The sequence below is a fragment of the Roseateles aquae genome, assembly GCF_032337115.1.
GTDB classification, from domain to species: Bacteria; Pseudomonadota; Gammaproteobacteria; order Burkholderiales; family Burkholderiaceae_C; genus Roseateles_C; species Roseateles_C aquae.
Genome location: NZ_JAVXZY010000008.1, coordinates 56,861 through 77,304 on the forward strand (window position 1 = coordinate 56,861; position 20,444 = coordinate 77,304).

Genomic DNA, 20,444 nt, shown 5'->3' on the forward strand with positions numbered 1-20,444 from the left:
GGCTGTGGGCCTCGTGGCGCACTGGGCGCAGGGCTGATCCTAGCGCTTGTGCTGGCTCATCCACCCTTCCAGGTAGTGAATGGAGGTGCCACCTTCGATGAACTTGGCATCGGCCATCAACTCGCGGTGCAGCGGGATGTTGGTCTGAATGCCTTCGACCACCGTTTCCGACAGCGCGATGCGCATGCGGGCCAGGGCCTGCTCGCGGGTATCGCCGTGGGCGATGATCTTGCCGATCATCGAGTCGTAGTTGGGCGGCACGAAGTAGTTCGTGTAGGCATGCGAATCGACACGGATGCCGGGGCCGCCGGGCGGATGCCACATGGTGATGCGGCCGGGCGAGGGTACGAACTTGACCGGGTCTTCCGCGTTGATGCGGCACTCGATCGCATGGCCGCGCATGACGATATTGCGCTGCGTGAACGGCAGCTTTTCGCCGGCGGCGATGCGGATCTGCATCTGCACGATGTCGATGCCGGTGACCATCTCGGTGACCGGATGCTCGACCTGCACGCGGGTGTTCATCTCGATGAAGTAGAACTCGCCGTTTTCGTACAGGAACTCAAAGGTGCCTGCACCGCGGTAGCCCATCTTCTTGCACGCGGCCGAACAGCGATCGCCGATCTTCTCGATCACGCGGCGCGGAATGCCCGGCGCCGGTGCTTCCTCGATGATTTTCTGGTGGCGGCGCTGCATCGAGCAGTCGCGTTCGCCCAGCCAGACGGCGTTCTTGTGGCCATCGGCGAGCACCTGGATCTCCACATGGCGTGGGTTCTCCAGGAACTTCTCCATATAGACCTCGGGATTGCCGAAGGCGGCCGCGGCTTCCGACTTGGTCGTCTGCACCGCGTTGACCAGGGCGGCCTCGGTGTGCACCACGCGCATGCCGCGGCCGCCGCCGCCGCCTGCGGCCTTGATGATCACCGGATAGCCAACCGCGCGGGCGATCTTGACGATCTCCTTCGGGTCATCGGGCAGGGCACCTTCCGAGCCGGGCACGCAGGGCACGCCGGCGCGAATCATGGCCTGCTTGGCCGAGACCTTGTCACCCATCATGCGGATGTTGTCCGGCGTCGGGCCGATGAAGGTGAAGCCGCTGCGCTCGACGCGCTCGGCAAAGTCGGCGTTCTCGGACAGGAAGCCGTAGCCGGGGTGGATGGCCTCGGCATCGGTGACCTCGGCCGTCGCGATGATGGCCGGCATGCTCAGATAGCTTTGGGCCGACGGGGCCGGGCCGATGCAGACGGCCTCATCGGCCAGCTTCACATACTTGGCTTCGCGATCCGCTTCGGAGTAGACCACCACCGACTTGATGCCCAGCTCGCGGCAGGCGCGCTGGATGCGTAGGGCGATCTCGCCTCGGTTGGCAATGAGAATTTTCTTAAACATGGCAGTTGCTCAGCGCGCTCGGCGCAATGCGGCCAGGGACCCCTCCAGTGGCTGACGCGGATCCGGCTTGGCCGGGCCGCCGACAGCGCCCCCTTTGAGGGGGCCGGCGCAGCCGGTAGGGGGTGGACTTGTTCACTCGATGACGAACAGCGGCTGACCGAATTCCACCGGCTGGCCGTTCTCGACCAGGATCTTGGTGATCGTGCCGCTCTTGTCGGCTTCGATCTCGTTCATGATCTTCATCGCTTCGATGATGCAGATGGCTTCGCCTTCCTTGATGGCTTGACCGACTTCACCGAAGGGCTTGGCGCTGGGGCTGGAGGCGCGGTAGAAGGTGCCGACCATCGGCGACTTCACGATATGGCCGGTCTCGACAACTGCGGCCGGGGCGGTGGCCACGGGAGCTGCGGCAGCCACCGGCGCAGCGGCGGCCACCGGGGCGGCGGCCACGGGCATGGGCTGGGCCAGCACGGGCACGGCGACGCTGCCGTCGGACTTGACGATGCGCACCTTGCCATCGGCTTCGGTGATTTCAAGTTCAGAAATATTCGACTCGGAGACGAGGTCGATCAGGGTCTTGAGCTTGCGCAGATCCATAAGGCTTCTCCAACGGATGAGTTTGTTGTGCTTTAAGTGCCAGACCGCCGACGCATGTCCGGCGGGCTCCCCTCGGGCGAGTTCAGCTGGCGGGTGCCAGACTTGCCTGTGTTGCCAGTTTTGTCAGCGCGTACTGCAAAGCCAGGGTGTAGCCCTGCGGCCCCAGCCCGCAGATCACGCCATCGGCGAGATCCGAGAAATAGCTGTGCTGCCGAAAAGCTTCGCGCTTGTGGATGTTTGACAGATGCACCTCAACAAAGGGCAGACCCACGGCCGCCAGCGCGTCACGAAGGGCGACACTGGTATGCGTATAGGCTGCCGGATTGATGATGATGAAGCCGCTGCCGTCGCGACCAGCCGCCTGAATGCGGTCGACCAGCGCACCTTCATGGTTGCTCTGGAACGATTCCAGTGTGGCGCCGGCTTTTGCTGCTGTCTCTCTGAGATCAGCATCGATCTGCGCCAAAGTCCGCGATCCATAGATACCCGGCTCCCGGCTTCCCAGGAGGTTGAGGTTCGGACCGTGAATCACCAGTATCTGCATCAAGGGCGTGTCGAGGCGGTTTAGAGCAAAGACACTAGAAGCGTGAAAGGCTGAACTTTACGCCTTTTGAGGCCAGATCCCGGCAGCTAGCCAAAAATAATCTGCTTGACCAGTTTTTGCTTTTGAGGCTGCCCGATCAGGCCCGGGGCAGCAGCACTTGACGCAGTTCGTCCAGGCTGGTGGGCCCGAGCTTGCGCCAGATGATCTCCCCCGCGGCGTCAAAAGCGACCGAAAACGGCAAGCCGCCCTGCGGGTTGCCAAGTGTGCGGGCGAGGTCAACGCCGGTCAAGCCGGCTAACCCGATGTCGAAGCCGACCGGTACGCGCTGCAGATAGGCCTGTACCGCGTCGGCCTTGTCGACCGCCAGGCCCAGCAGCTGCCAGCTGCCCGGCTTGCTGATGCCCTTGCGAAAGGCGTCCAGCTCCGGCATTTCCTTGACGCAGGGCGCGCACCAGGTGGCCCAGAAATTGACCAGCAGCGGCCGGCCCCGGTAGCTCGCTGCCTGCAGTTCACCGCCGGCCGGGCGCTCGAAGCGGGCCGCCCAGAACTGGCTGGCGGCTGGCGACAAGGCCGTGGCCCGTTCGTGGCGCAGGGCCAGACCAGCGCCCAGTGCAGCGGCGGCGGCGGCCGTGCCGCCCATCAGCAGATGGCGTCGGTTCATGTGGGCTCCTGGTCCAGCAGTTTGCGCAAAGCCGCCAGATCGCCGCGTTCGCTGCGGCCACGGCCGTCGGGTTTCAGCGCGCCGCGCTGAGCGTCGTAGTCAAGAATGCTCAGGGCAATGCTGACGGTTTCGCCGAATTCGCGGCAGGGTGCGGCCAGCACCAGCATATCGACCGCCTCGCCCCGTAGGCCCTGGGCCTCGCCGACCTCGTAGTCGATACTCATATTGATCAGCGCGATCTCGGCCGATTTGCTGTCATCACAGAACAGCTGCAGATGGATATCGGACAGCCGCGTCGCCGTGCCTCGCCAGACGGCACCGCAGAGATGCGGGCGGAACTCGGCCAGCCGCGCCATCCATTGGGCGGCCAGCCGGCGCAGCACCAGCAGTTCGCCCGGCTGGGTATCGGCGCAGAACAGGGCAAGGTAGTCGCGCACCTCGTCTTCCAACTCGTCGTTGCTGGGCAGGGCGGCTTGCTTGGGCAGACCCAGCTGGCGCAACGCGCGGCGCTTGGCCGGGCCGTACTCCAGGCCTTCTTCAGCGACCATGCGCGCGGCGGCGGCGGCAATCTCGGCGGTGACGGGATTCTCTATAGGCATGGCGCGGATTGTCGCCGCGGCGCCAAGGCCTTGTCAGGGCAGGGCGACGGCCGGCATTCTTGCCTCGATGGTGGCAGCGCGGCTCAGCACATAGGGCGAGGCGGGGCGTTTCTCGAAGCGCTTGGGGGCCGGCAGCATCACTGCCAGCCGGGCCGCCTGGCTGGCGCTCAGCTGGCTGGCAGGAATGTGGAAGTAATGACGGGCCGCCGCCTCGGCGCCAAACAGGCCTTCGCCCCATTCGACGTTGTTGAGATAGATCTCAAGAATGCGTTGCTTGCTGAGCAGTGCCTCCAGCATCAGCGTCAACACGAACTCCTGGCCCTTGCGCACGAAGTTGCGCTCGCCGCTGAGGAAGAGGTTCTTGGCCAGTTGCTGGGTGATGGTTGAGCCTCCCACCACCTTGGCTGCCGGTTTGGGCTTGTTGGCCGTGCCGCGTTTCTCGGCCACCTTGGTGGCGCGGGCCTGGGCCTGCTGGTTGCGCTCCCAGGCTTTTTCCAACGCGTCCCAATCAACACCGCCGTGCTCGCTGAAGCCGGCGTCCTCGCTGGCAATCACAGCGCGCTTGAGCTGCCGCGAGAGCTGGGCGTCGTCCACCCATTGCTGGCTCCACAGCAACTGCTGCCGCTCGGCGACGATGCGGCGCATCTCGGAGCGCTGGAAGGTGGTCGATTCCGGTGCCAGCAGGTTCATCAGCGCAATGCGGCCGGCAAAGTAGAGCTGCAGCGCCACGAGCGCCAGCAGCAGCAGCAGGGCCAGGCGGCTGAGCGACTTCATCATCGTGCCAGGCCTCAAGCGGCGTTCAGACGTTCGCGCAGTGCCTGCAGCACCGCGGCCGTTTCCGGGCGCACACCGCGCCAGAGGCAAAAGGCTTCTGCCGCCTGTTCGACCAGCATGCCGAGGCCATCGCGGCCTTCGGCGCCCTGGGCGCGCGCCCAGTCCAGAAAGCCTTGCGCGGCTGGGCCGTACATCATGTCGACCGCCAAGGCGCCCGGACGCAGCACCTGACCCTGCACCGGCACGCCGGCACCTGCCAGGCTGGCGCTGGTGCCGTTGATCAGCAGATCAAAGCCGCCTTGCGCATGGGCCTCGCAGTCCGCCAGCGTGGCGGCGCTCAAGCTCACGCCATGGGCCTGGGCCCAGCTGTGGTGGCTGTGGACCAAGGCTTCGGCCTTGTCCAGCGAGCGATTGGCCAGCGTCAAGGCGGCCGGGCGGCAGGCAATCAGGCTGCCGAGCACGCCGGCCGAAGCGCCGCCGGCACCGAGCAGCAGCACGCGCTGCCCTGCCATCGGGCGGCCGGCGTTGCGCTCGATATCACGGGCCAGGCCAAGGCCATCGGTGTTGTCGCCCCACCAACCGTGCTCGTCAAAGCGCAGGGTGTTGACGGCACCGGCCAGCTCGGCGCGCGGGCTGTGCCGGCGCGCCAGCGCAAAGGCCTCAAACTTGAAGGGCACGGTGACATTGCAGCCGCGCGCGCCGGCGGCGGCGAAGGCGCGCAGCGTGGGCTCGAAGGCATCCAGCGGGCAGAGCAGGCGCTCATAGACCAGGGCCTGGCCGGTCTGCTCGGCGAAGCTCGTGTGAATAAAGGGCGACTGGCTGTGGGCGACCGGATTGCCGGCCACGGCATAACGATCAGGTGTCATGGCTGCGGGCTCAGCGTGGTTTCCAGGCCGTCTTCACGGGTGAAGCGAAAGCGCGAGGTGATCACCAGCACTTCGGCACCTTCGCGCATCTGGGCGCTGAAGTTGCCGAAGGGCGCGGCGGCGCGGACGATGGCAATGGCGCGCTTGTCGAGCTGGGCATTGCCGGAACTCTGCACCATATCGGTCTCGACCACACGGCCCTTGTAGTCGACGTGGATATTCATCGTCAGCTCGCCGTAGAGCTTCTTGCCGCGAAAGCTGGGGAAGTCACGCGTGCCGCGCTCCTCGATGCGGCGGCGCAGCTTGTCGTAATACAGCGCGTAGACGACTTCCCGTGTGGCCGGGCTGATATAGCGTTTGCGCGGCCGGGCATTCTCTTCGTTGACGCGCTTCTCGATCTCGGCCAGCAGCTGCACCAGCTGGCGGCGCTTCTCGGCCTGCTCGCGGGCTTGCTCGCTGCCGCGATCGCGCTGCGGATCGGGCGGCGGCAAGAGGGCCAGCTCACGGCGCACCTGGGCCAGCAGCTGCTGCTGCACCTGTTGCAGCTGCGCGATGCGGGCGCGCTGCACCTCGGTGCTTTCGCCGACCTCCAGCGTCGGCGAAGGCGGCAGCGGCGAGGTGGCCCGTCCGGTGGCGCCATCGCCGCCGCCGGTCAGATTGGCCTGGCCCAGGGCCAGCGCCTTGTCCGGCTCGTTCAGCGTGCGGGCATTGACCAGCACCACCTCCAGCGGCGTGTCCTGGAAGATGCGGTTGAAGCGGTCCGGGTCCACGATGCGCAGCGTCAGCAGGCCTGCATGCAGGCCTACGGAGATCAGCAGCGCATAGTGCAGCGTCGAGAGTTTCGGCACAGTCGGTCAGGCGCTGGCAGCCTCGGGCTTGTTGTCGGCGGCAGCGTTCGCGTCGGCGTCGCTGAGGTCGATGGCCAGGGTCAGCGGGCCGCTGGTTTCGGCGTCGTCGGCGTCGAGGTCGTCGGCCTCGTCGTCGGGCGCCTGCGTCTCGTCGAGACGCTCAATCAGCGAGGCATGCACATCCAGCGTCATCTCGTCGCAGCCGGTGATGCGCACGCGCACATGGCTGCCGCGCGCCAGGCCTTCGCAGCCCAGGGCCTTGAAGACCAGGGGCAGACTGTCGGCACGCACCAGGCCGTCCTTCATCACCGAGGCGGTCAGCTCCTGGATGGCGTTTTGCTGCAGATAGCGCAGCGTCCAGTAGCGCTCGATGCCCGACTGGAAGCCGTTGTAGGCGCTGTAGGCCGCATCGAAGCCGGAGATGATGGAGAACAGCTGCGCGTCCTTGGGCTTGAACGGCGCCACCAGCGCGGCGGTACGGCCATGGCGGGCGCAGGCAATGATCTGCCACTGATTGACCAGATCGACATAGCGGCGCAGCGGCGAGGTGGCCCAGGTGTACTGGGCCACGCCCATGCCGGCATGCGGCAGCGCCTTGGTGCCCATGCGCACCTTGACGCCGGGCGCCAGGCTGGCCTGGCTGCGGTAGATGCCGGGCAGGCCCAGCTCGGCCAGCCAGCCGCCCCAGGTCGAGTTGGCCAGAATCATCGCCTCGGCCACGATCAGGTCCAGCGGCGCGCCGCGCTGACGCGTGCTGATGCTGACCAGCTCATGGCCCTCGGGCTCCTGCAGGCCGCCGGAGTCGAGGCGGAAGTTGTAGTCGGGTCGGTTGAAGGTCTCGGGCTTGCCGCGCACCTGCTCGCGCTGCGCCTTCAGATGCTTGGCCAGGCGGAAGCAGAAGGCCAGCTCGGGCGCGAAGGCATAGTCGGCCGCGGCCTCGCCGGTCAGCGTGGCTTCGGTGACGATGGCATCGAGCTTGTCGTGGCGCAGATTGGCGGCAATCGGCACGCGCTCCAGGCGCGTTTCGCTGGCCTTGATCTCCAGCGTGGCCTCGTCCATCGTCACATAGAGCGAGACGGCCGGGCAGTCGCGCCCTTCGACCAGCGTGTAGGCCTGCACCACCTCGTCGGGCAGCATGGTCAGCTTCCAGCCCGGCATATAGACGGTGGAGAAGCGGTCGCGGGCGACCTTGTCGACCGGCGAATCCGGCGTGACGGCCAGCGCCGGCGCGGCGATGTGGATGCCGAACACGATGCTGCCGCTGCCCAGGCCCTGGACCGACAGCGCATCGTCGATTTCTGTCGTCGCCGAGTCGTCAATCGAGAAGGCACGCACCGGGGAGAGCGGCAGCTCGTCGCGGATCTCGGGCGCCTGCAGCGCCGGGAAGCCGGTGCCCTTGGGGAAGTTCTCGAACAGGAAGCGCTTCCAGTGGAACTGGTAGGCGCTGCTGATCGCACCGGCATTCTTCAGCAGGTCCAGCGGCGCCTTCTGCGCGCGCTTGGTGGCCTCGACGACGGCCTTGTACTCGGGACCGTTCTTGTCCGGCTTGAAGAGTATCTTGTAGATCTGCTCGCGAACCGGCGCCGGGCATTGGCCGGCCACCAGTTCGGCAGCCCAGGCTTCGATCTGAAGCGCCTGCTGGCGCTTGCGCTCGATGCCCAGCAAGGCAGCCTTGACGACCTCTTCCGAGGCCTTTTTGAACTGACCCTTGCCCATGCGGCGGAAGTAATGCGGCGCCTCGAACAGGCGGAACAGCGCTGCGGCCTGGTGCGCCAGGCTGGCCTTGGCATCGAAGTAATCGCGCGCCAGATCGGCGAAACCGAACTCGGTGTCGGGCGCGAACTCCCAGGCCAGATCGAGGTCGATCTCCTGCGCCAGCCGCTGGCCCTCGGCCATTAGCTCGGCAGGCGCCGGCTTGTCGAACTTGATCAGCACATTGGCTGACTTCACTTTGACGCGCTTGCCCGATTCGAGCTCGATCTGCATCGAGGACTCGGCTTCGGACATCACACGGCCGGCGAGAAATTTTCCGGCTTCATCGAACAGGGCAAACATATGGGCGGCATTGTCGCTGATGCGCCAGCGCTTGCCCGCACTTCACAGTTGCAGAAAGGTAAGCAACTCGTCCAGATAGTCGTCGAAGTCGCTCAGGCCATGATCGCTGCCTTCCAGCAGCTTGATGCGGCAGCGGGCATAGCGCGCCTGCATCTCGCGCCAGTCCAGCACCTCGTCGCCCTTGGCGATGACGGCCATCATCCGCTCGGGATGGCGCCATTCGCCCGGCTGCAGTGCGCTGAGCTCGTCGACATACTCGGCGCGGAAGAAGAAGCGCTCCTCCGGCTTCTGCCAGCAGCTGTGTTCGCCGATGTAGCGGGCCAGATCACGAGCCGGGTCGACGGCGGGATTGAGTAACACGGTGAGCGCATCGGGCCGCGACTGCGCCACAACGCTGGCATAGAAGCCACCCAGCGAGCTGCCCATGACGGCAAGCTGGCCGTGGGGGCAGTCGCTCAGCAAGGCGTTGATCAGGCCCATTGCCTGCCGCGGTGAGGGCGGGAGCTGTGGGCACAGCCACTGCAAGTCAGGGCGCTGCTCGGCGACCCAGCGCGCCATGCGCCGGGCCTTGGCCGATTGAGGGGAAGAGCGAAAGCCGTGGAGGTAGAGCAGGTGGGTGGCGGTCATGTCCCAAGTCTAGGGCAGGGCCACCGAGGCTTGAGCCAGCTTCAGTTGACCGTCAGCACGATCTTGACGCTGCTGTCGGCCGCTGACTTTTCGATGTAGCCGATGCCGTCGGGATTGCCGGCCACGAATTTGCGCACCTCGACCGAGCTGCTCATGGTCTTGGGCGGTGTGCCTTTGCCTGAGAAGGTCAGTCGCGACCAGGCCGCCTTGACCTGCGAGCTGGTCTTGCCGGCCACCTTGGCATAGAACTCTTCATACAGCGGCGCGCCCTCGACCTGATCCACCGGCGCTGCCGCGGCGCCGCCGGGCAGGGTGTTGGACTTGCCCAGAAACAGCGCGCTGACTTGTTCTTGCGACATCGTGGCGATTGGATTCTTCGGATTGACGATGATCACCATCTCCGCCCAGGCGGCTTGTGTGAACAGTGCGATCAGCAGCGCGAGCAGGCTGCGAGTGATCAGTGCGTTTCTTGTCATCTTGGATCTCCTTCTTGATTCAGAACACCGTGTCCAGCGAGACTGACAGCAGGCGCGACGAGCCGACGAAGTCCAGCGCGCTGCCCGAGCGATCGCTGAAGCGGTCCCACTGCAGCTTCAGCGCGGTGGACTTGCCCAACTCGTAGCGCAGCGACAGGCTCAGCGTGTGGTCGCGCTGAACGGTGTCGGGGGCAAAGCTGTTGCTCTCACGGTATTGGCTGACGGTGATCATCGGCGTTAGCGATCCAAAGCGGCGGCCGGCCGAGATCATGAACGCGCGGGCGGTGTAGGCATAGCTGGAGCGATCGAAGACGCTGTACTCGGAGCGCAGCAGCCAGTCTTCCCAATCGATATTGGCCGACACGCCGTAGATCAGCTGCGACTTGCCGAACGTGGTCTGGCTGCGCACGCCGGCATCGGTTTCCCATTGATCGACCTTGTTGCGAATCAGTGTGAAGCGCAGCGTCAGCCAGTCATTGGCCATCTCCAGGTCGGCACCAAGAATGCCCTTCCAGGTGATGTCCTGGCTGGCGGGGTAGTAGATCTTGGCGGCGTCGTTGTCCTTGGTGGACTCGCTGCCGGTGAAGGCGCTGCTGCGCAAGGTCCAGTCGCCGACTTGCGTGCTGTAGGCGGCGGTCAGGCCGTTGAAGTTGACGACCTCCCAGCCATAGACATCCTGCGGCGGGCGTATCCAGTTGTAGGCGTAGCCAACGTCCTGGAAATCCGAGTAGTAGAACAGTGGCAGGCGCTTGCGGCCGGCCTGCAGCGTCCAGTGGCTGTCAGGCGTATAGCTGATATAGGCCCATTCGAGGCCGGCCCTGAGCTTGTCGATGTCGCGCACGACAACCTGGCCGGTGGCCGACCACTGTGGGCTGATCTTCCAGGTCGATTGCAGACCGAGGCGCGATTCCGGACGCATGCTGGCCGACTTGCTGTACAGGCCAGCATGGGCGTAGTCCGCAATCGCGCAGGGGCAGTCGTAGCGATCCATCAGTGCCGTGTCGCGGCTGCCGCTCTGCACCGCACCGATGGCGATCGTGGCGAAGCCCTTGAGGTCGATGTCCTGCGCACTGGCCGGCATCACGGCGCCGAGGCCAATGGCCATGGAGCAGGCCAGACTGAGGGGCAGTGATGGGGTCTTGGAGCCCCGTCCGCTTGCTGAAAGATCGTCCAACATCGTCGCCTTTCTGCGCATCGGATTGCGCCTGGGTGGGAGCTGTGCCTGACGACTGAGTCAGCCACTGCGCGTGTTTTCAGGGTTTTCCCGTGGGTTGTCAATCGATTACAACTGCTTTGTTGCGCAGAATCTTCAGGCGCTGCCGCAGGTGTTGTTCTATTATTGATATAAATGATAAAAACACAATCAGCCCAAATCGAGTCTCGCGAGAACTGTGAGAAGTCTCACGAGATGGCGGCTCAAGCGCGATAAGCGGACGCAAAAAGGCAAAAGGGCTGCACCTTGCGGTGCAGCCCTTTGCGCTGAGAACTGAAGCGTTGTTGGCGCTGGATCAGCCGGCTTTGCGACGACGTGCCACGAAGCCGATGGCCATCAGGCCGCCCAGCATCATGGCGTAGGTCTCGGGTTCGGGCACTTGCGTGGCGATGAAGTTGATCGCGCCACCACCTTGTGCAATACGGAAGCCGCCCTGGATCGGCGTGACTTGATTGGGCGAGTTCGTGAATGCGGCAAAAGCTTGCTGATAGAAGCTCGACGGCGCACTGAAGAAACCGGAAGCGCTGGGCAGCACGTTGAAGCTCAGTTGCGCATTGGCGCTCGGCGTGAACGAGCCGGTGCCAGTGGGCAGGCTGACCACGCTGCCGTTGATCAACGAGCCGGTGGCCAGCGCCACTTCACCACTGGCGGACTCGGTCGGATTGTTGAAGCCGTCGAAGCCGAAGCTGGCACTGCCGTTGTAGCCGTACAGCGTGAAGTTCAGCGTGGTGAAGGTGCCGAAGGTCGGCACCAAGACCGGATTGCCGGGGCTTTGCGTGCCGGTGCCGGTGAAGGCGATGTACAGGCCGTAGCTGCTGTTCAGACCCGTCGGCGCCTGCGTTGTGCCACCAAGCTGGAAGCCGCTGATCGCCAAATATCCGGTCTCTGAGAAGGTCCCGCCGCCGGTGTTGCGCACCGTGGCGAAGTCGGAGATCAGGATGTTGTCAGCGCTGAAGCTTGACCCCGACAAACCGACAGCTGCCGGATTGAAGGTGAAAGCTGGCTGTTGTGCCGAGGCGGCACCGAAAGCCGATGCCAGGGCGAGGCCCAACAGCGTCTTGCCAAGGGAGGAATGGGTCAGGGACGTCATTGCGTGCTCCAAAGCAGGGCCGGAAAGCGGCCGTTGTGTGAAGTCTATTACGCCAACTCGTTTCTTGACGTATGCAGTTGTGACAGCCCCCTAAACTTGGGGTGGGTTTGGTGCTAGGGGTTTACCCTGATCTCTGCTTAGCGCTGGCGCAGCGCGGTGAGCAGTTTTTCGTGGATGCCGCCGAAGCCGCCATTGCTCATGCAAAGAATATGGTCGCCGGGCTTGGCGGCCTTTAGCAGGGCCGCGATCAGCGCGTCGACGCCCTCGTGCACCTGGGCCTGGGCGCCCATGGGCAGCAGCGCTTCGGTCGCATCCCAACCCAGGCCGGCCTGGTTGCAGAAGCTCAGATCGGCCTCTTCCAACGCCCAGGGCAGCTGGGCCTTCATCGTGCCCTGCTTCATCGTGTTGGAGCGCGGCTCGAAGACGGCCAGGATGCGCTCGGCCGGTGCGATCTTGCGGCGCAGGCCGTTGACGGTGGTTCGAATCGCCGTCGGGTGATGGGCAAAGTCGTCATAGACCTTGATGCCGGCCACCTCGCCGCGCAATTCGAGCCGTCGCTTCACGTTGCTGAAGCCGGCCAGCGCCGCGGCTGACTGCTCGGGCGTGACGCCCAGATGCTCGGCGGCGGCAATCGCGGCCAGCGCATTGAGCTGGTTGTGTTCGCCCAGCAGGGCCCACTCGACGCGCGCCACCTTCAGGCTGCCGCGCAGCACATCAAAGGCTTGCGGTTCGCCGCGGGCACGCAGGGCGCCAGATTCTTCCTTGCGCGCCCCGAAACGCTGCACCTCGCTCCAGCAGCCGCGCGCCAACACCCGCTGCAGCGATTCCTCGCGCGCATTGACGACCAGGCGGCCGCTGGCTGGCACGGTACGTACGAGGTGATGGAACTGGGTCTCGATGGCGGCGAGGTCGGGGAAGATGTCGGCGTGGTCGTACTCGAGGTTGTTCAGGATGGCCGTGCGGGGGCGGTAGTGAACGAATTTGCTGCGCTTGTCGAAGAAGGCGGTGTCGTATTCATCGGCCTCAATGACGAAGGGGGCAGCCGGTGCGCTCGCGCCCAGTCGCGCGGAGACGCCAAAGTTCTGCGGCACGCCGCCGACCAGAAAGCCCGGTTGCAGCCCGGCGTGCTCCAGGATCCAGGCCAGCATCGCCGTCGTCGTCGTCTTGCCGTGGGTGCCAGCGATGGCCAGCACATGGCGGCCCTGCAGCACATGCTCGGACAGCCACTGCGGCCCGCTGGTGTAGGGCAGTCCGGCGTCCAGGATGGCTTCCATCAGCGGGAAGCGGCCATCGTTGGAACGGGTGACGACGTTGCCAATCACGAAAAGATCGGGCTTGAGGTCCAGTTGCTCGCTGCCAAAGCCCTGGATCAGTTCGATGCTCAGCGCCTGCAGCTGGTCCGACATCGGTGGGTAGACATTGGCGTCGCAACCGGTGACCTTGTGACCGGCTTCGCGCGCCAGTGCCGCCAGGCCGCCCATGAAGGTGCCGCAGATGCCGAGGATGTGAATATGCATGGCTGTCGGGTTTGCGCGGTTCAGGCGGCAAACCAATGGTCGAGATGGGGCAGGCTGTCTGCCAGCGAGTTCAGCACCGCACAGTGTGGCGCGATATTGGGATCAGGGTTTTTGAGATCGGGGACCAGGGCCACGCCCATGCCGGCCGTCAGCGCGCCCTGGGCGCCATAGCTGGAATCCTCAAACACCAGGCACTGCGCCGGTGCCAGGCCCAGGCTGCGCGCGGCCAGTTCAAAGAGATCGGGATGCGGCTTGCCGCGGGCCACCTGATCGCCGCCATGAATGGGGCCGAAGAAATCAAGCAGGCCGGCGCGGCCCAGCCGCTCGCGCACGCCGGCTTGGCGGGTTGAGGAGGCGACGGCGCAGGGAATGCGCCGGCTTTTCAAGGCCAGCAGCAGGTCCAGCGCGCCAGGTTTCAGCGCAAAGCCGCGCTCGCCAATTTCCGCCGCCACCGCGGCATCGACGGCCTCATACATCTGCTCGGCGGCGGCGACCGAACCGAAACGCTCACTCAGCAAGGCCAGGCAGTCGGGCCGGCTGCGGCCCACGGTCTGCAGGTAGTCGCTGGCCGACAGAGGCTTTCCTGCCGCGGCTGACAGACGCAGCCAGGCATCGCGGATGGGCCGCTCGGAATCGAGCAGCAAGCCATCCATATCGAACACCACCGCCTGAAAGCGGCGTGCGCCAAACATGGCCAGAACGCCTCGCCAGGGCTCAGCGCAGCACGCTGCGGGCGGCCTGCAGCGTGGCCTCGATATCGGCCTCGCTGTGTGCGGCGCTGACGAAACCGGCCTCGTACAAGGCCGGCGCCAGGTAGACACCAGCGTCCAGCATGCCGTGGAAGAAGGCGTTGAAGCGGGCGCTGTCGGTCGTCATCACCGTCTTGTAGTTCTGCGGCAGCTCGGGCATCAGGAAGAAGCCGAACATGCCGCCTTCGCTGTCGACGCTGAAGGGTACGCCATTGGCATCGGCCACCGCCTTCAGGCCATCGACCAGACGACGGGTCTTGGCGCCAAGTGCTTCGAAGAAGCCGGGCTTCTGGATCTCGCGCAACGTCGCCAGGCCGCAGGCGGTGGCGACCGGATTGCCGGACAGCGTGCCGGCCTGGTAGACGCCGCCCAGCGGGGCCAGGTGCTTCATGATCTCGCGGCTGGCGCCAAAGGCTGCCAGCGGCATGCCGCCACCGATGACCTTGCCGAACACGCTGATATCGGGCTTGAAGCCCGGAATCAGCCGGCCATAGAGGCCCTGGGCGCTGTGCAGGCCGACGCGGAAACCGGTCATCACCTCGTCGAACACCAGCAGGGCGCCGTGGGCGCTGCATAGCTCGCGCAGGCGCTTCACAAACGGTGTGGCGGCACGCACGAAATTCATATTGCCGGCAATCGGCTCGATGATCACGCAGGCCAGCTCGGCGCCATGCAGGGCGAAGGCTTCTTCCAGCTGGGCCAGGTTGTTGTACTCCAGCACCAGGGTGTGCTGGGCGACCTCGGCCGGCACGCCGGCACTGGTTGGGTGGCCGAAGGTGGCAAGACCTGACCCCGCCTTGACCAGCAGCGAGTCGGTATGGCCGTGGTAGCAGCCCTCGAACTTGATGAACTTGCTGCGGCCGGTGGCGCCGCGGGCCAGGCGGATCGCGCTCATCGTTGCCTCGGTGCCCGAGCTGACCAGGCGCACCTGCTCCATGCTGGGCACCAGCTTGAGGATTTCCTCGGCCAGTTCAATCTCGCGTTCGGTTGGCGCACCGAAGGAGAATCCTTCGACGGCGGCCTTCTGTACCGCCTCCAGCACGGCCGGATGACCGTGGCCGAGGATCATCGGGCCCCAGGAGCCGATGTAATCGATGTAACGTTTTGCATCAGCGTCAAAGATATAGGCACCGGCGCCGCGGGTGATGAAACGCGGGGTGCCGCCGACAGCGCGGAAGGCGCGCACCGGCGAATTGACGCCACCGGGAATGACCTTCTGGGCGCGATCGAACAGGACTTGGTTCTGGCTCATGGCTGGACGCAGCAACTGCGAAGAATGCGTTGAATGGGCGCGTTCAGGCGCCTTGGGGCGCCGGGTGGTGGCGTCAGTGGATGCGGCGTGGGCCGCGGCCGGGCGGCTCGTCGGCCATCAGGTCGGCGCCGGGGCCGATTTCAATGGGCGCGCCTTCCTCGCCTTCTTCACCAGGCGGCAGCGCCCAGAAGAAGCGATCCGGCACCACATTGCCCATGCCCGGGCGGAAGCCGGCGTCAAGGGCCTGATCCAGGAAGGACAGCGCCTCGGCAACGGCGGTGTGCACCTCGGCACCGACCGACAGCAGCGCCGCCAGCGAGGCCGACAGCGTTTCGCCGGCTCCGACAAAGCTGACTTCGAAGCGCTCGAACTTCTCGCCGCTGATCGGGCCCTGGGCATTGGCCAGCACGTTGTCGATGAACTGGTTGGCCAGACCGATGCCGGTCACCAGCACGTGCTGGGCGCCATGTTCGGCGGCGGCTACGGCCAGCTCGCGCGGCGAGGCGGGGCGGTCGGCGTCCCAGTCGGGCAGCAGGAAATCGACCAGCGTCTTGTGATTGCCGACCAGCACCAGGGTCTGCGGCAGCACCAGCTCGCGGAAGGCGTCCAGATAGCTTTGCTGCTGCTCTTCATCGAGCCAGCTGATCGCCGGCATATAGGCCACCAGGGGCACATCGGGGTAGTCGCTGAGCACCTCGGCCACGGCGCTGATGCCCTCGGCGCTGCCCAGGAAGCCGACCTTCCAGGCGGCCACCGGCACATCTTCCAGAATGCTGCGCGCCTGTTCGACGATGGTGTCGCTGTCGATCAGCGATTGGTCGAACACCTCGGCCGTGTCGCGCAACATGATGGAGGTGATCACCGGCAGCGCATGCGCCCCCATGGCGGCAATCGTGGCCACATCGCCGGCAATGCCGCCGGCGCCACTGGGGTCGCTGGCGTTGAAGCTCATCACGCAGGCCGGGGCCTGGGCTTCCTGGTCGTCGGGCAGCGTGGCGGCCGGGGCGGATTCGGGGTGGTCGGGGCTGCTCATGAATGATGGGGCGCGAGGCCTGGTGCGTGGGCGTGAAATGCCTGCTTGGTGTTAACCCGGCTTTGTGTCACAGGTGCGGATAAGCACCGAGTCAGCTGTTGCATCTGTGCCTATATGCTCAGGGAAGCCTGGCAGATGCCGTGGCTACAATCTTTGCATTGTAGTGAGTGATTGACATACACCGTGAGCGAAGCAAGTACCTGGATGTGCCTGATCTGTGGCTGGATTTACGACGAAGCCGCGGGCGACCCCGAACATGGCATTGCGCCCGGTACGGCCTGGGCCGATGTCGACATGAACTGGACCTGCCCCGAGTGTGGTGCACGCAAGGAAGATTTTGAAATGGTCCGCATCTGAGTTGCTGCGGCCCTGATGTATCAAAGCTGATTGCGGTATTCCGCGCAAGGAGAACACCGGTTGGACTTGCAGGCTCCTGACAACAGGCGCTCGGCGACGAAGGTGCTGGTCATTGATGACAGCAACACGATCCGCCGCAGCGCTGAAATTTTTTTGAAGCAGGCCGGTCATGAGGTCGTGCTCGCCGAGGACGGCTTTGATGCGCTGTCCAAGCTGAGCGACTATCAGCCCGACCTGGTGTTTTGCGACATCCTGATGCCGCGCCTGGATGGGTATCAAACCTGCGCCATCATCAAGCGCAATCCGCAATTTGCCGCCGTCCCGGTGATCATGCTGTCGTCCAAGGATGGTCTGTTCGACAAAGCCCGTGGCCGCATGGTTGGCTCGCAGGATTACCTGACCAAACCTTTTACCAAGGACCAATTGCTGCAGGCTGTTGTCCAGCATCGGCGTAGCGCCTGATGGGCACACAACAACAAGCCGCCCGCGCCGCTCGGCGGCGTAGCGAGGAGTGCATATGACGATTCACAAAATCCTGCTCGTTGACGATTCCAAGACCGAGCTCCATCACCTCAGCGAGATGCTGACCAAGCGCGGCTACACCGTGCGCACCGCCGAAAACGGCGAAGAGGCGATGAAGCGCTTGGAGGAAGAGAAGCCTGATCTGATCCTGATGGACGTGGTCATGCCTGGCCAGAATGGCTTCCAGCTGACGCGCTCGATCACCCGCGACGAGCGCTTCAGCGATGTGCCGGTGATCATGTGCACCAGCAAGAATCAGGAAACCGACAAGGTCTGGGGCATGCGCCAGGGCGCACGCGACTACGTCGTCAAGCCGGTCAAGGCCGAGGAGTTGCTGGCCAAGATCAAGGCACTTGGCGGCAAGGCCTCGGGCTGAGTCCATGGCGAACAAGCAAGCGCTGCGTGATCTGCAGCACCGCCTCGCACAGCGAATGCAGGCGGCCAGGGAAACGACGCAAACCGTACAGTGGCTGGCCGTCGAGTGCGCCGGTCAGGCTTTGCTGTTTCCGCTGAAGCAGGCGGCCGAGATCTTTGCGCCGGTGCCGCTGAAGGCGGTGCCCTATGCCAAGCCCTGGATGCTGGGCGTGGCCAATTTGCGCGGCGGCCTGCACACGGTCATCGATCTGGCCATGTTCCTCGGCCTGCGTGAAACCGGCAATCGGCTGGAAGCCCAGCAGGCGCGCCTGGTGGCATTGAATGCCGAGCTGAACATCAACTGCGCCTTGCAGGTCGACAAGCTCTTGGGCTTGCGCGGCGATGAGCATTTCCAGCCAGACACTGGGGAAAGCAGTGGCCCGCGGCCACGCTTTGCCGGTGCCCGGCTTTTAGACCAACAGGGGCGTCGCTGGCAGGTCCTGGACCTGGAAGCTTTGTCCCGTCATGAGCAGTTCCTGCGCATCGTGGATTGATGCGGCGCATTGAGCGCCGGTATTGACATCACAAACCAACGTACTAGAGGGCGAGATGAGCTTCCTGGACAAGATCAAGAAACTGGGCAAGCAAGAGGGCGATGCGCCAGTGGATCCGACGCCGTCGGACACGGACGTCGTGGCCTTGCGCGACAGTGCCGAGGACACCGAGCTCAGCCGCTTGCCTGAGGAAGCGTCGATCATTTCGGAGGCCGTGCCAACCGAGTTGTCGGTGGCCACCGAGTTTGCCGAGAGCAGCCAGGTCTCTGCCTTCACCAACACGACCTCGGCCGAGCCGCTGTCGGAGTTCACGCCAGTCGCCCAGGCGGCACAGGCCCGTGAACGCCGGCAAAGCCTGCTGACGGCGCTGCTGGTCGTGGGTCTGGTCGGTACCGCCGGTACGGTGGGCTGGAACCTCTGGAGCGGGGCTCGCAGCGCCGCCCAGGTGCGCGGCACCGGTCAGGCGATGATGCAGTCGCAGCGTCTGGCCAAGGCGGTGTCGACCGCCATGGTGGGCAATGCCGGTGCGTTTGCCGAACTGCGTGAGAGCGTGGGCGTGCTGACCTCGGTGGTGGGCAGCATGCGCACCGGGCAGGGCGATCTGGCCAAGGCTTCCGGCGATGCGCTGCAAGGCCTGGAAGCGTTGGCGCCCATGGTCGACCGCGCCGACAAGAACACCAAGGTCGTGCTCGGTCAGGAAAAGGTGCTGACCCAGGTTGGCGCCGCGCTGCGCGCGATCAACCGGCAATCGTCCGACCTGCTGGAAAGCGCCGAGGCGGTGTCCTCGCTGGCGCTGCAGCAGGGCGCGTCGGCCGGCGAGATTTCCGCCGTTGGCCAGTTGGTGATGCTGACCCAGCGTATCGGCAAGAGCGCCAACGAATTCCTGACCCAGGAAGGCGTGAGCCCCGAGGCCGTGTTCCTGCTCGGCAAGGACTTGAATTCCTTCCGCGAAATCAACGAGGCCCTGCTCAAGGGCAATCCGGAGCTGCGCTTGAAGGGCGCCAGCGATCCGCAGATGAAAGAACGTCTGTCGACGCTGCTCAAGCAGTACGACGACACCCGCAATCAGGCCTCGGCGATTCTGGGCAATCTGCAAGGCCTGGTGGCTGCGCGGGAAGCACAGGCCGCCATCCTGGGTGATAGCGAACCGCTGCGCAAGGGCCTGGACCAGGTCGCGCAGCAACTGGAATCGTCCAGCGGCACCGGCCCTGTGACGCTGTTGCTGACGCTGGCTTCACTGGCGGCGCTGATCTATGGCGCGGTGGGCTTTCTGCGCCTGTATGTGGCCGACCAGGCCCAACGTGCGGCAATGGCTGAAGAGCAGAAGCGTGCTGCTGAAGCGCAGGAACAGGAGGCCAAGCGCGTCAACGACGCCAACCAGGCCGCTATTTTGCGTTTGATGAACGAGCTGCAGTCGGTCGCTGAAGGTGACTTGACTCAACAAGCGACGGTGACGGAAGACATCACCGGCGCGATCGCCGACTCGGTGAACTACACCGTGGAAGAGCTGCGTACGCTGGTGACCCAGGTGCAGTCGACCGCCGCCCGGGTGACGGAAACCACCGGTCTGGTCGACCAGACCTCGACCGAGCTGCTGGCCGCTTCGACCGAACAGCTGCACGAGATTCGCCAGACCGGTGAGGCCGTGCTGCAGATGGCCGAACGCATCAACCAGGTGTCGTCCAAGGCGCAGGAAACCGCTGAAGTGGCCCGCATGTCTCGTCAGGCTGCCGAACAAGGCAAGAAGGCGATGGAGGACAACATCGGCGGTATGAACCAGATTCGCGATCACATCCAGGAAACCTCCAAGCGCATCAAGCGTCTGGGCGAGTCCTCGCAGGAGATCGGCGAGATCACCGAGCTGATTTCCGACATTACCGAACAGACCAACGTGCTGGCGCTGAACGCGGCCATTCAGGCAGCGTCCGCCGGTGAAGCCGGTCGCGGCTTCTCGGTCGTGGCGGAAGAAGTGCAGCGTCTGGCCGAACGCTCCGGCGATGCAACGCGCCGGATTGCCGCACTGGTCAAGACCATTCAGACCGACACCCAGGATGCCGTGGCCGCTATGGAACGCTCCACTGTCGGAGTGGTGGAAGGTACCAAGCTGTCCGATGCCGCCGGTCACGCGCTGGAAGAGATCGACGAGGTGTCGCGTCGCCTGGACGAATTGATTGCCCGCATTTCCGAGGAAGCCCTGGGTGAAGCGCGTTCCGCCAATAACGTGGCCGCCAATATCCAGCACATCTTTGCAGTGACCGAGCAGACCGGTGACGGTACCCGTTCGACTGCCCAGATGGTGCATGAGCTGTCGCGTTCGGCCGAAGCGCTGAAGCAGTCGGTGGCGCGATTCAAGGTCGCTTGAGCGGC

General features: G+C 64.9%; 22 protein-coding genes. 5 read left to right on the top strand and 17 right to left on the bottom strand.

The features are described 5' to 3' along the window. Positions 1-39: 39 nt before the first annotated feature. From accC to thiD, 17 genes are all read right to left on the bottom strand, one after another. Positions 40-1,389, bottom strand: a complete 1,350-nt coding sequence (accC, locus tag RQP53_RS17910; RefSeq protein ID WP_315652048.1) for an acetyl-CoA carboxylase biotin carboxylase subunit — start codon at positions 1,387-1,389, stop codon at positions 40-42. A gap of 132 nt (positions 1,390-1,521) precedes the next feature. Continuing rightward, entirely contained in the window at positions 1,522-1,986 is a 465-nt protein-coding gene (accB, locus tag RQP53_RS17915; protein ID WP_315652049.1) for an acetyl-CoA carboxylase biotin carboxyl carrier protein, read from the bottom strand. A gap of 82 nt (positions 1,987-2,068) precedes the next feature. Then, complete coding sequence (gene aroQ / locus RQP53_RS17920; RefSeq protein WP_434064117.1) at positions 2,069-2,530, bottom strand: type II 3-dehydroquinate dehydratase; 462 nt, start codon at positions 2,528-2,530, stop codon at positions 2,069-2,071. 136 nt (positions 2,531-2,666) lie between these two features. After that, the gene (locus RQP53_RS17925; RefSeq protein WP_315652051.1) at positions 2,667-3,191 is read right to left on the bottom strand and encodes a TlpA family protein disulfide reductase; all 525 of its coding nucleotides are present in this window, start codon (positions 3,189-3,191) and stop codon (positions 2,667-2,669) included. Next, positions 3,188-3,790, bottom strand: coding sequence for a hypothetical protein (locus RQP53_RS17930; RefSeq protein WP_315652052.1), 603 nt, complete (start codon positions 3,788-3,790; stop codon positions 3,188-3,190). Before RQP53_RS17930 ends, RQP53_RS17925 begins: the two co-directional genes overlap by 4 nt. Positions 3,791-3,823: 33 nt before the next feature. Next, a complete protein-coding gene (locus tag RQP53_RS17935) occupies positions 3,824-4,564 on the bottom strand; it encodes a transglycosylase domain-containing protein (protein WP_315652250.1) in 741 nt (246 codons plus the stop codon). 14 nt (positions 4,565-4,578) lie between these two features. Then, entirely contained in the window at positions 4,579-5,430 is an 852-nt protein-coding gene (gene aroE, locus RQP53_RS17940; RefSeq protein WP_315652053.1) for a shikimate dehydrogenase, read from the bottom strand. Next, entirely contained in the window at positions 5,427-6,278 is an 852-nt protein-coding gene (locus RQP53_RS17945; protein WP_315652054.1) for a TonB family protein, read from the bottom strand. The genes aroE and RQP53_RS17945 overlap by 4 nt, the downstream gene beginning before the upstream one ends. Before the next feature lie 6 nt (positions 6,279-6,284). After that, positions 6,285-8,333 carry a ribonuclease catalytic domain-containing protein gene (locus tag RQP53_RS17950; RefSeq protein ID WP_315652055.1) on the bottom strand — a complete coding sequence of 683 codons (2,049 nt, stop codon included), beginning with the start codon at positions 8,331-8,333 and terminating at the stop codon, positions 6,285-6,287. 42 nt (positions 8,334-8,375) lie between these two features. Next, the gene (locus RQP53_RS17955; protein ID WP_315652056.1) at positions 8,376-8,960 is read right to left on the bottom strand and encodes a YqiA/YcfP family alpha/beta fold hydrolase; all 585 of its coding nucleotides are present in this window, start codon (positions 8,958-8,960) and stop codon (positions 8,376-8,378) included. Between the two features lie 41 nt (positions 8,961-9,001). Further along, the gene (locus tag RQP53_RS17960) at positions 9,002-9,436 is read right to left on the bottom strand and encodes a type 2 periplasmic-binding domain-containing protein (RefSeq protein WP_315652057.1); all 435 of its coding nucleotides are present in this window, start codon (positions 9,434-9,436) and stop codon (positions 9,002-9,004) included. Between the two features lie 19 nt (positions 9,437-9,455). Then, the gene (locus RQP53_RS17965) at positions 9,456-10,541 is read right to left on the bottom strand and encodes a porin family protein (RefSeq protein WP_315652058.1); all 1,086 of its coding nucleotides are present in this window, start codon (positions 10,539-10,541) and stop codon (positions 9,456-9,458) included. A 403-nt stretch (positions 10,542-10,944) separates the two neighbouring features. Continuing rightward, the gene (pepA, locus tag RQP53_RS17970; protein ID WP_315652059.1) at positions 10,945-11,739 is read right to left on the bottom strand and encodes a flocculation-associated PEP-CTERM protein PepA; all 795 of its coding nucleotides are present in this window, start codon (positions 11,737-11,739) and stop codon (positions 10,945-10,947) included. 137 nt (positions 11,740-11,876) lie between these two features. Next, positions 11,877-13,256, bottom strand: coding sequence for a UDP-N-acetylmuramate:L-alanyl-gamma-D-glutamyl-meso-diaminopimelate ligase (gene mpl, locus RQP53_RS17975; protein ID WP_315652060.1), 1,380 nt, complete (start codon positions 13,254-13,256; stop codon positions 11,877-11,879). Positions 13,257-13,276: 20 nt separating this feature from the next. Next, a complete protein-coding gene (locus RQP53_RS17980) occupies positions 13,277-13,948 on the bottom strand; it encodes an HAD family hydrolase (RefSeq protein ID WP_315652061.1) in 672 nt (223 codons plus the stop codon). Positions 13,949-13,970: 22 nt separating this feature from the next. Continuing rightward, positions 13,971-15,257, bottom strand: a complete 1,287-nt coding sequence (gene hemL, locus RQP53_RS17985) for a glutamate-1-semialdehyde 2,1-aminomutase (RefSeq protein ID WP_315652062.1) — start codon at positions 15,255-15,257, stop codon at positions 13,971-13,973. Between the two features lie 73 nt (positions 15,258-15,330). Next, the gene (gene thiD / locus RQP53_RS17990) at positions 15,331-16,290 is read right to left on the bottom strand and encodes a bifunctional hydroxymethylpyrimidine kinase/phosphomethylpyrimidine kinase (RefSeq protein WP_350340394.1); all 960 of its coding nucleotides are present in this window, start codon (positions 16,288-16,290) and stop codon (positions 15,331-15,333) included. Between the two features lie 204 nt (positions 16,291-16,494). Between thiD and RQP53_RS17995 the strand changes: the two genes are divergently transcribed. The 5 genes from RQP53_RS17995 to RQP53_RS18015 are packed head-to-tail and all read left to right on the top strand — an operon-like array spanning position 16,495 to position 20,439. Beyond that, positions 16,495-16,647: a rubredoxin gene (locus RQP53_RS17995; protein WP_133604594.1), complete on the top strand. Its 153-nt coding sequence runs from the start codon at positions 16,495-16,497 to the stop codon at positions 16,645-16,647. 60 nt (positions 16,648-16,707) lie between these two features. Further along, positions 16,708-17,109 (top strand): response regulator, encoded by a 402-nt coding sequence (locus RQP53_RS18000; protein ID WP_315652063.1) that lies wholly within the window; start codon positions 16,708-16,710, stop codon positions 17,107-17,109. 55 nt (positions 17,110-17,164) lie between these two features. After that, positions 17,165-17,545, top strand: coding sequence for a response regulator (locus RQP53_RS18005; RefSeq protein ID WP_315652064.1), 381 nt, complete (start codon positions 17,165-17,167; stop codon positions 17,543-17,545). A gap of 4 nt (positions 17,546-17,549) precedes the next feature. Next, complete coding sequence (locus RQP53_RS18010; RefSeq protein ID WP_315652065.1) at positions 17,550-18,077, top strand: chemotaxis protein CheW; 528 nt, start codon at positions 17,550-17,552, stop codon at positions 18,075-18,077. 55 nt (positions 18,078-18,132) lie between these two features. Beyond that, positions 18,133-20,439: a methyl-accepting chemotaxis protein gene (locus RQP53_RS18015; RefSeq protein ID WP_315652066.1), complete on the top strand. Its 2,307-nt coding sequence runs from the start codon at positions 18,133-18,135 to the stop codon at positions 20,437-20,439. Positions 20,440-20,444: the final 5 nt, after the last annotated feature.

Excerpts from the sequence above, each read along its gene's own strand:
- accB (WP_315652049.1), bottom strand. The coding sequence starts at position 1,986 with ATGGATCTGCGCAAGCTCAAGACCCTGATCGACCTCGTCTCCGAGTCG.
- aroE (WP_315652053.1), bottom strand. The coding sequence starts at position 5,430 with ATGACACCTGATCGTTATGCCGTGGCCGGCAATCCGGTCGCCCACAGC.
- mpl (WP_315652060.1), bottom strand. The coding sequence starts at position 13,256 with ATGCATATTCACATCCTCGGCATCTGCGGCACCTTCATGGGCGGCCTG.
- RQP53_RS17965 (WP_315652058.1), bottom strand. The coding sequence starts at position 10,541 with ATGGCCATTGGCCTCGGCGCCGTGATGCCGGCCAGTGCGCAGGACATC.
- hemL (WP_315652062.1), bottom strand. The coding sequence starts at position 15,257 with ATGAGCCAGAACCAAGTCCTGTTCGATCGCGCCCAGAAGGTCATTCCC.
- thiD (WP_350340394.1), bottom strand. The coding sequence starts at position 16,290 with ATGAGCAGCCCCGACCACCCCGAATCCGCCCCGGCCGCCACGCTGCCC.
- RQP53_RS17960 (WP_315652057.1), bottom strand. The coding sequence starts at position 9,436 with ATGACAAGAAACGCACTGATCACTCGCAGCCTGCTCGCGCTGCTGATC.
- RQP53_RS17935 (WP_315652250.1), bottom strand. The coding sequence starts at position 4,564 with ATGAAGTCGCTCAGCCGCCTGGCCCTGCTGCTGCTGCTGGCGCTCGTG.
- RQP53_RS17925 (WP_315652051.1), bottom strand. The coding sequence starts at position 3,191 with ATGAACCGACGCCATCTGCTGATGGGCGGCACGGCCGCCGCCGCCGCT.
- RQP53_RS18015 (WP_315652066.1), top strand. The coding sequence starts at position 18,133 with ATGAGCTTCCTGGACAAGATCAAGAAACTGGGCAAGCAAGAGGGCGAT.
- RQP53_RS17995 (WP_133604594.1), top strand. The coding sequence starts at position 16,495 with ATGTGCCTGATCTGTGGCTGGATTTACGACGAAGCCGCGGGCGACCCC.
- RQP53_RS17950 (WP_315652055.1), bottom strand. The coding sequence starts at position 8,333 with ATGTTTGCCCTGTTCGATGAAGCCGGAAAATTTCTCGCCGGCCGTGTG.
- accC (WP_315652048.1), bottom strand. The coding sequence starts at position 1,389 with ATGTTTAAGAAAATTCTCATTGCCAACCGAGGCGAGATCGCCCTACGC.
- RQP53_RS17930 (WP_315652052.1), bottom strand. The coding sequence starts at position 3,790 with ATGCCTATAGAGAATCCCGTCACCGCCGAGATTGCCGCCGCCGCCGCG.
- aroQ (WP_434064117.1), bottom strand. The coding sequence starts at position 2,530 with ATGCAGATACTGGTGATTCACGGTCCGAACCTCAACCTCCTGGGAAGC.
- RQP53_RS17980 (WP_315652061.1), bottom strand. The coding sequence starts at position 13,948 with ATGTTTGGCGCACGCCGCTTTCAGGCGGTGGTGTTCGATATGGATGGC.
- RQP53_RS17955 (WP_315652056.1), bottom strand. The coding sequence starts at position 8,960 with ATGACCGCCACCCACCTGCTCTACCTCCACGGCTTTCGCTCTTCCCCT.
- pepA (WP_315652059.1), bottom strand. The coding sequence starts at position 11,739 with ATGACGTCCCTGACCCATTCCTCCCTTGGCAAGACGCTGTTGGGCCTC.
- RQP53_RS18005 (WP_315652064.1), top strand. The coding sequence starts at position 17,165 with ATGACGATTCACAAAATCCTGCTCGTTGACGATTCCAAGACCGAGCTC.
- RQP53_RS18010 (WP_315652065.1), top strand. The coding sequence starts at position 17,550 with ATGGCGAACAAGCAAGCGCTGCGTGATCTGCAGCACCGCCTCGCACAG.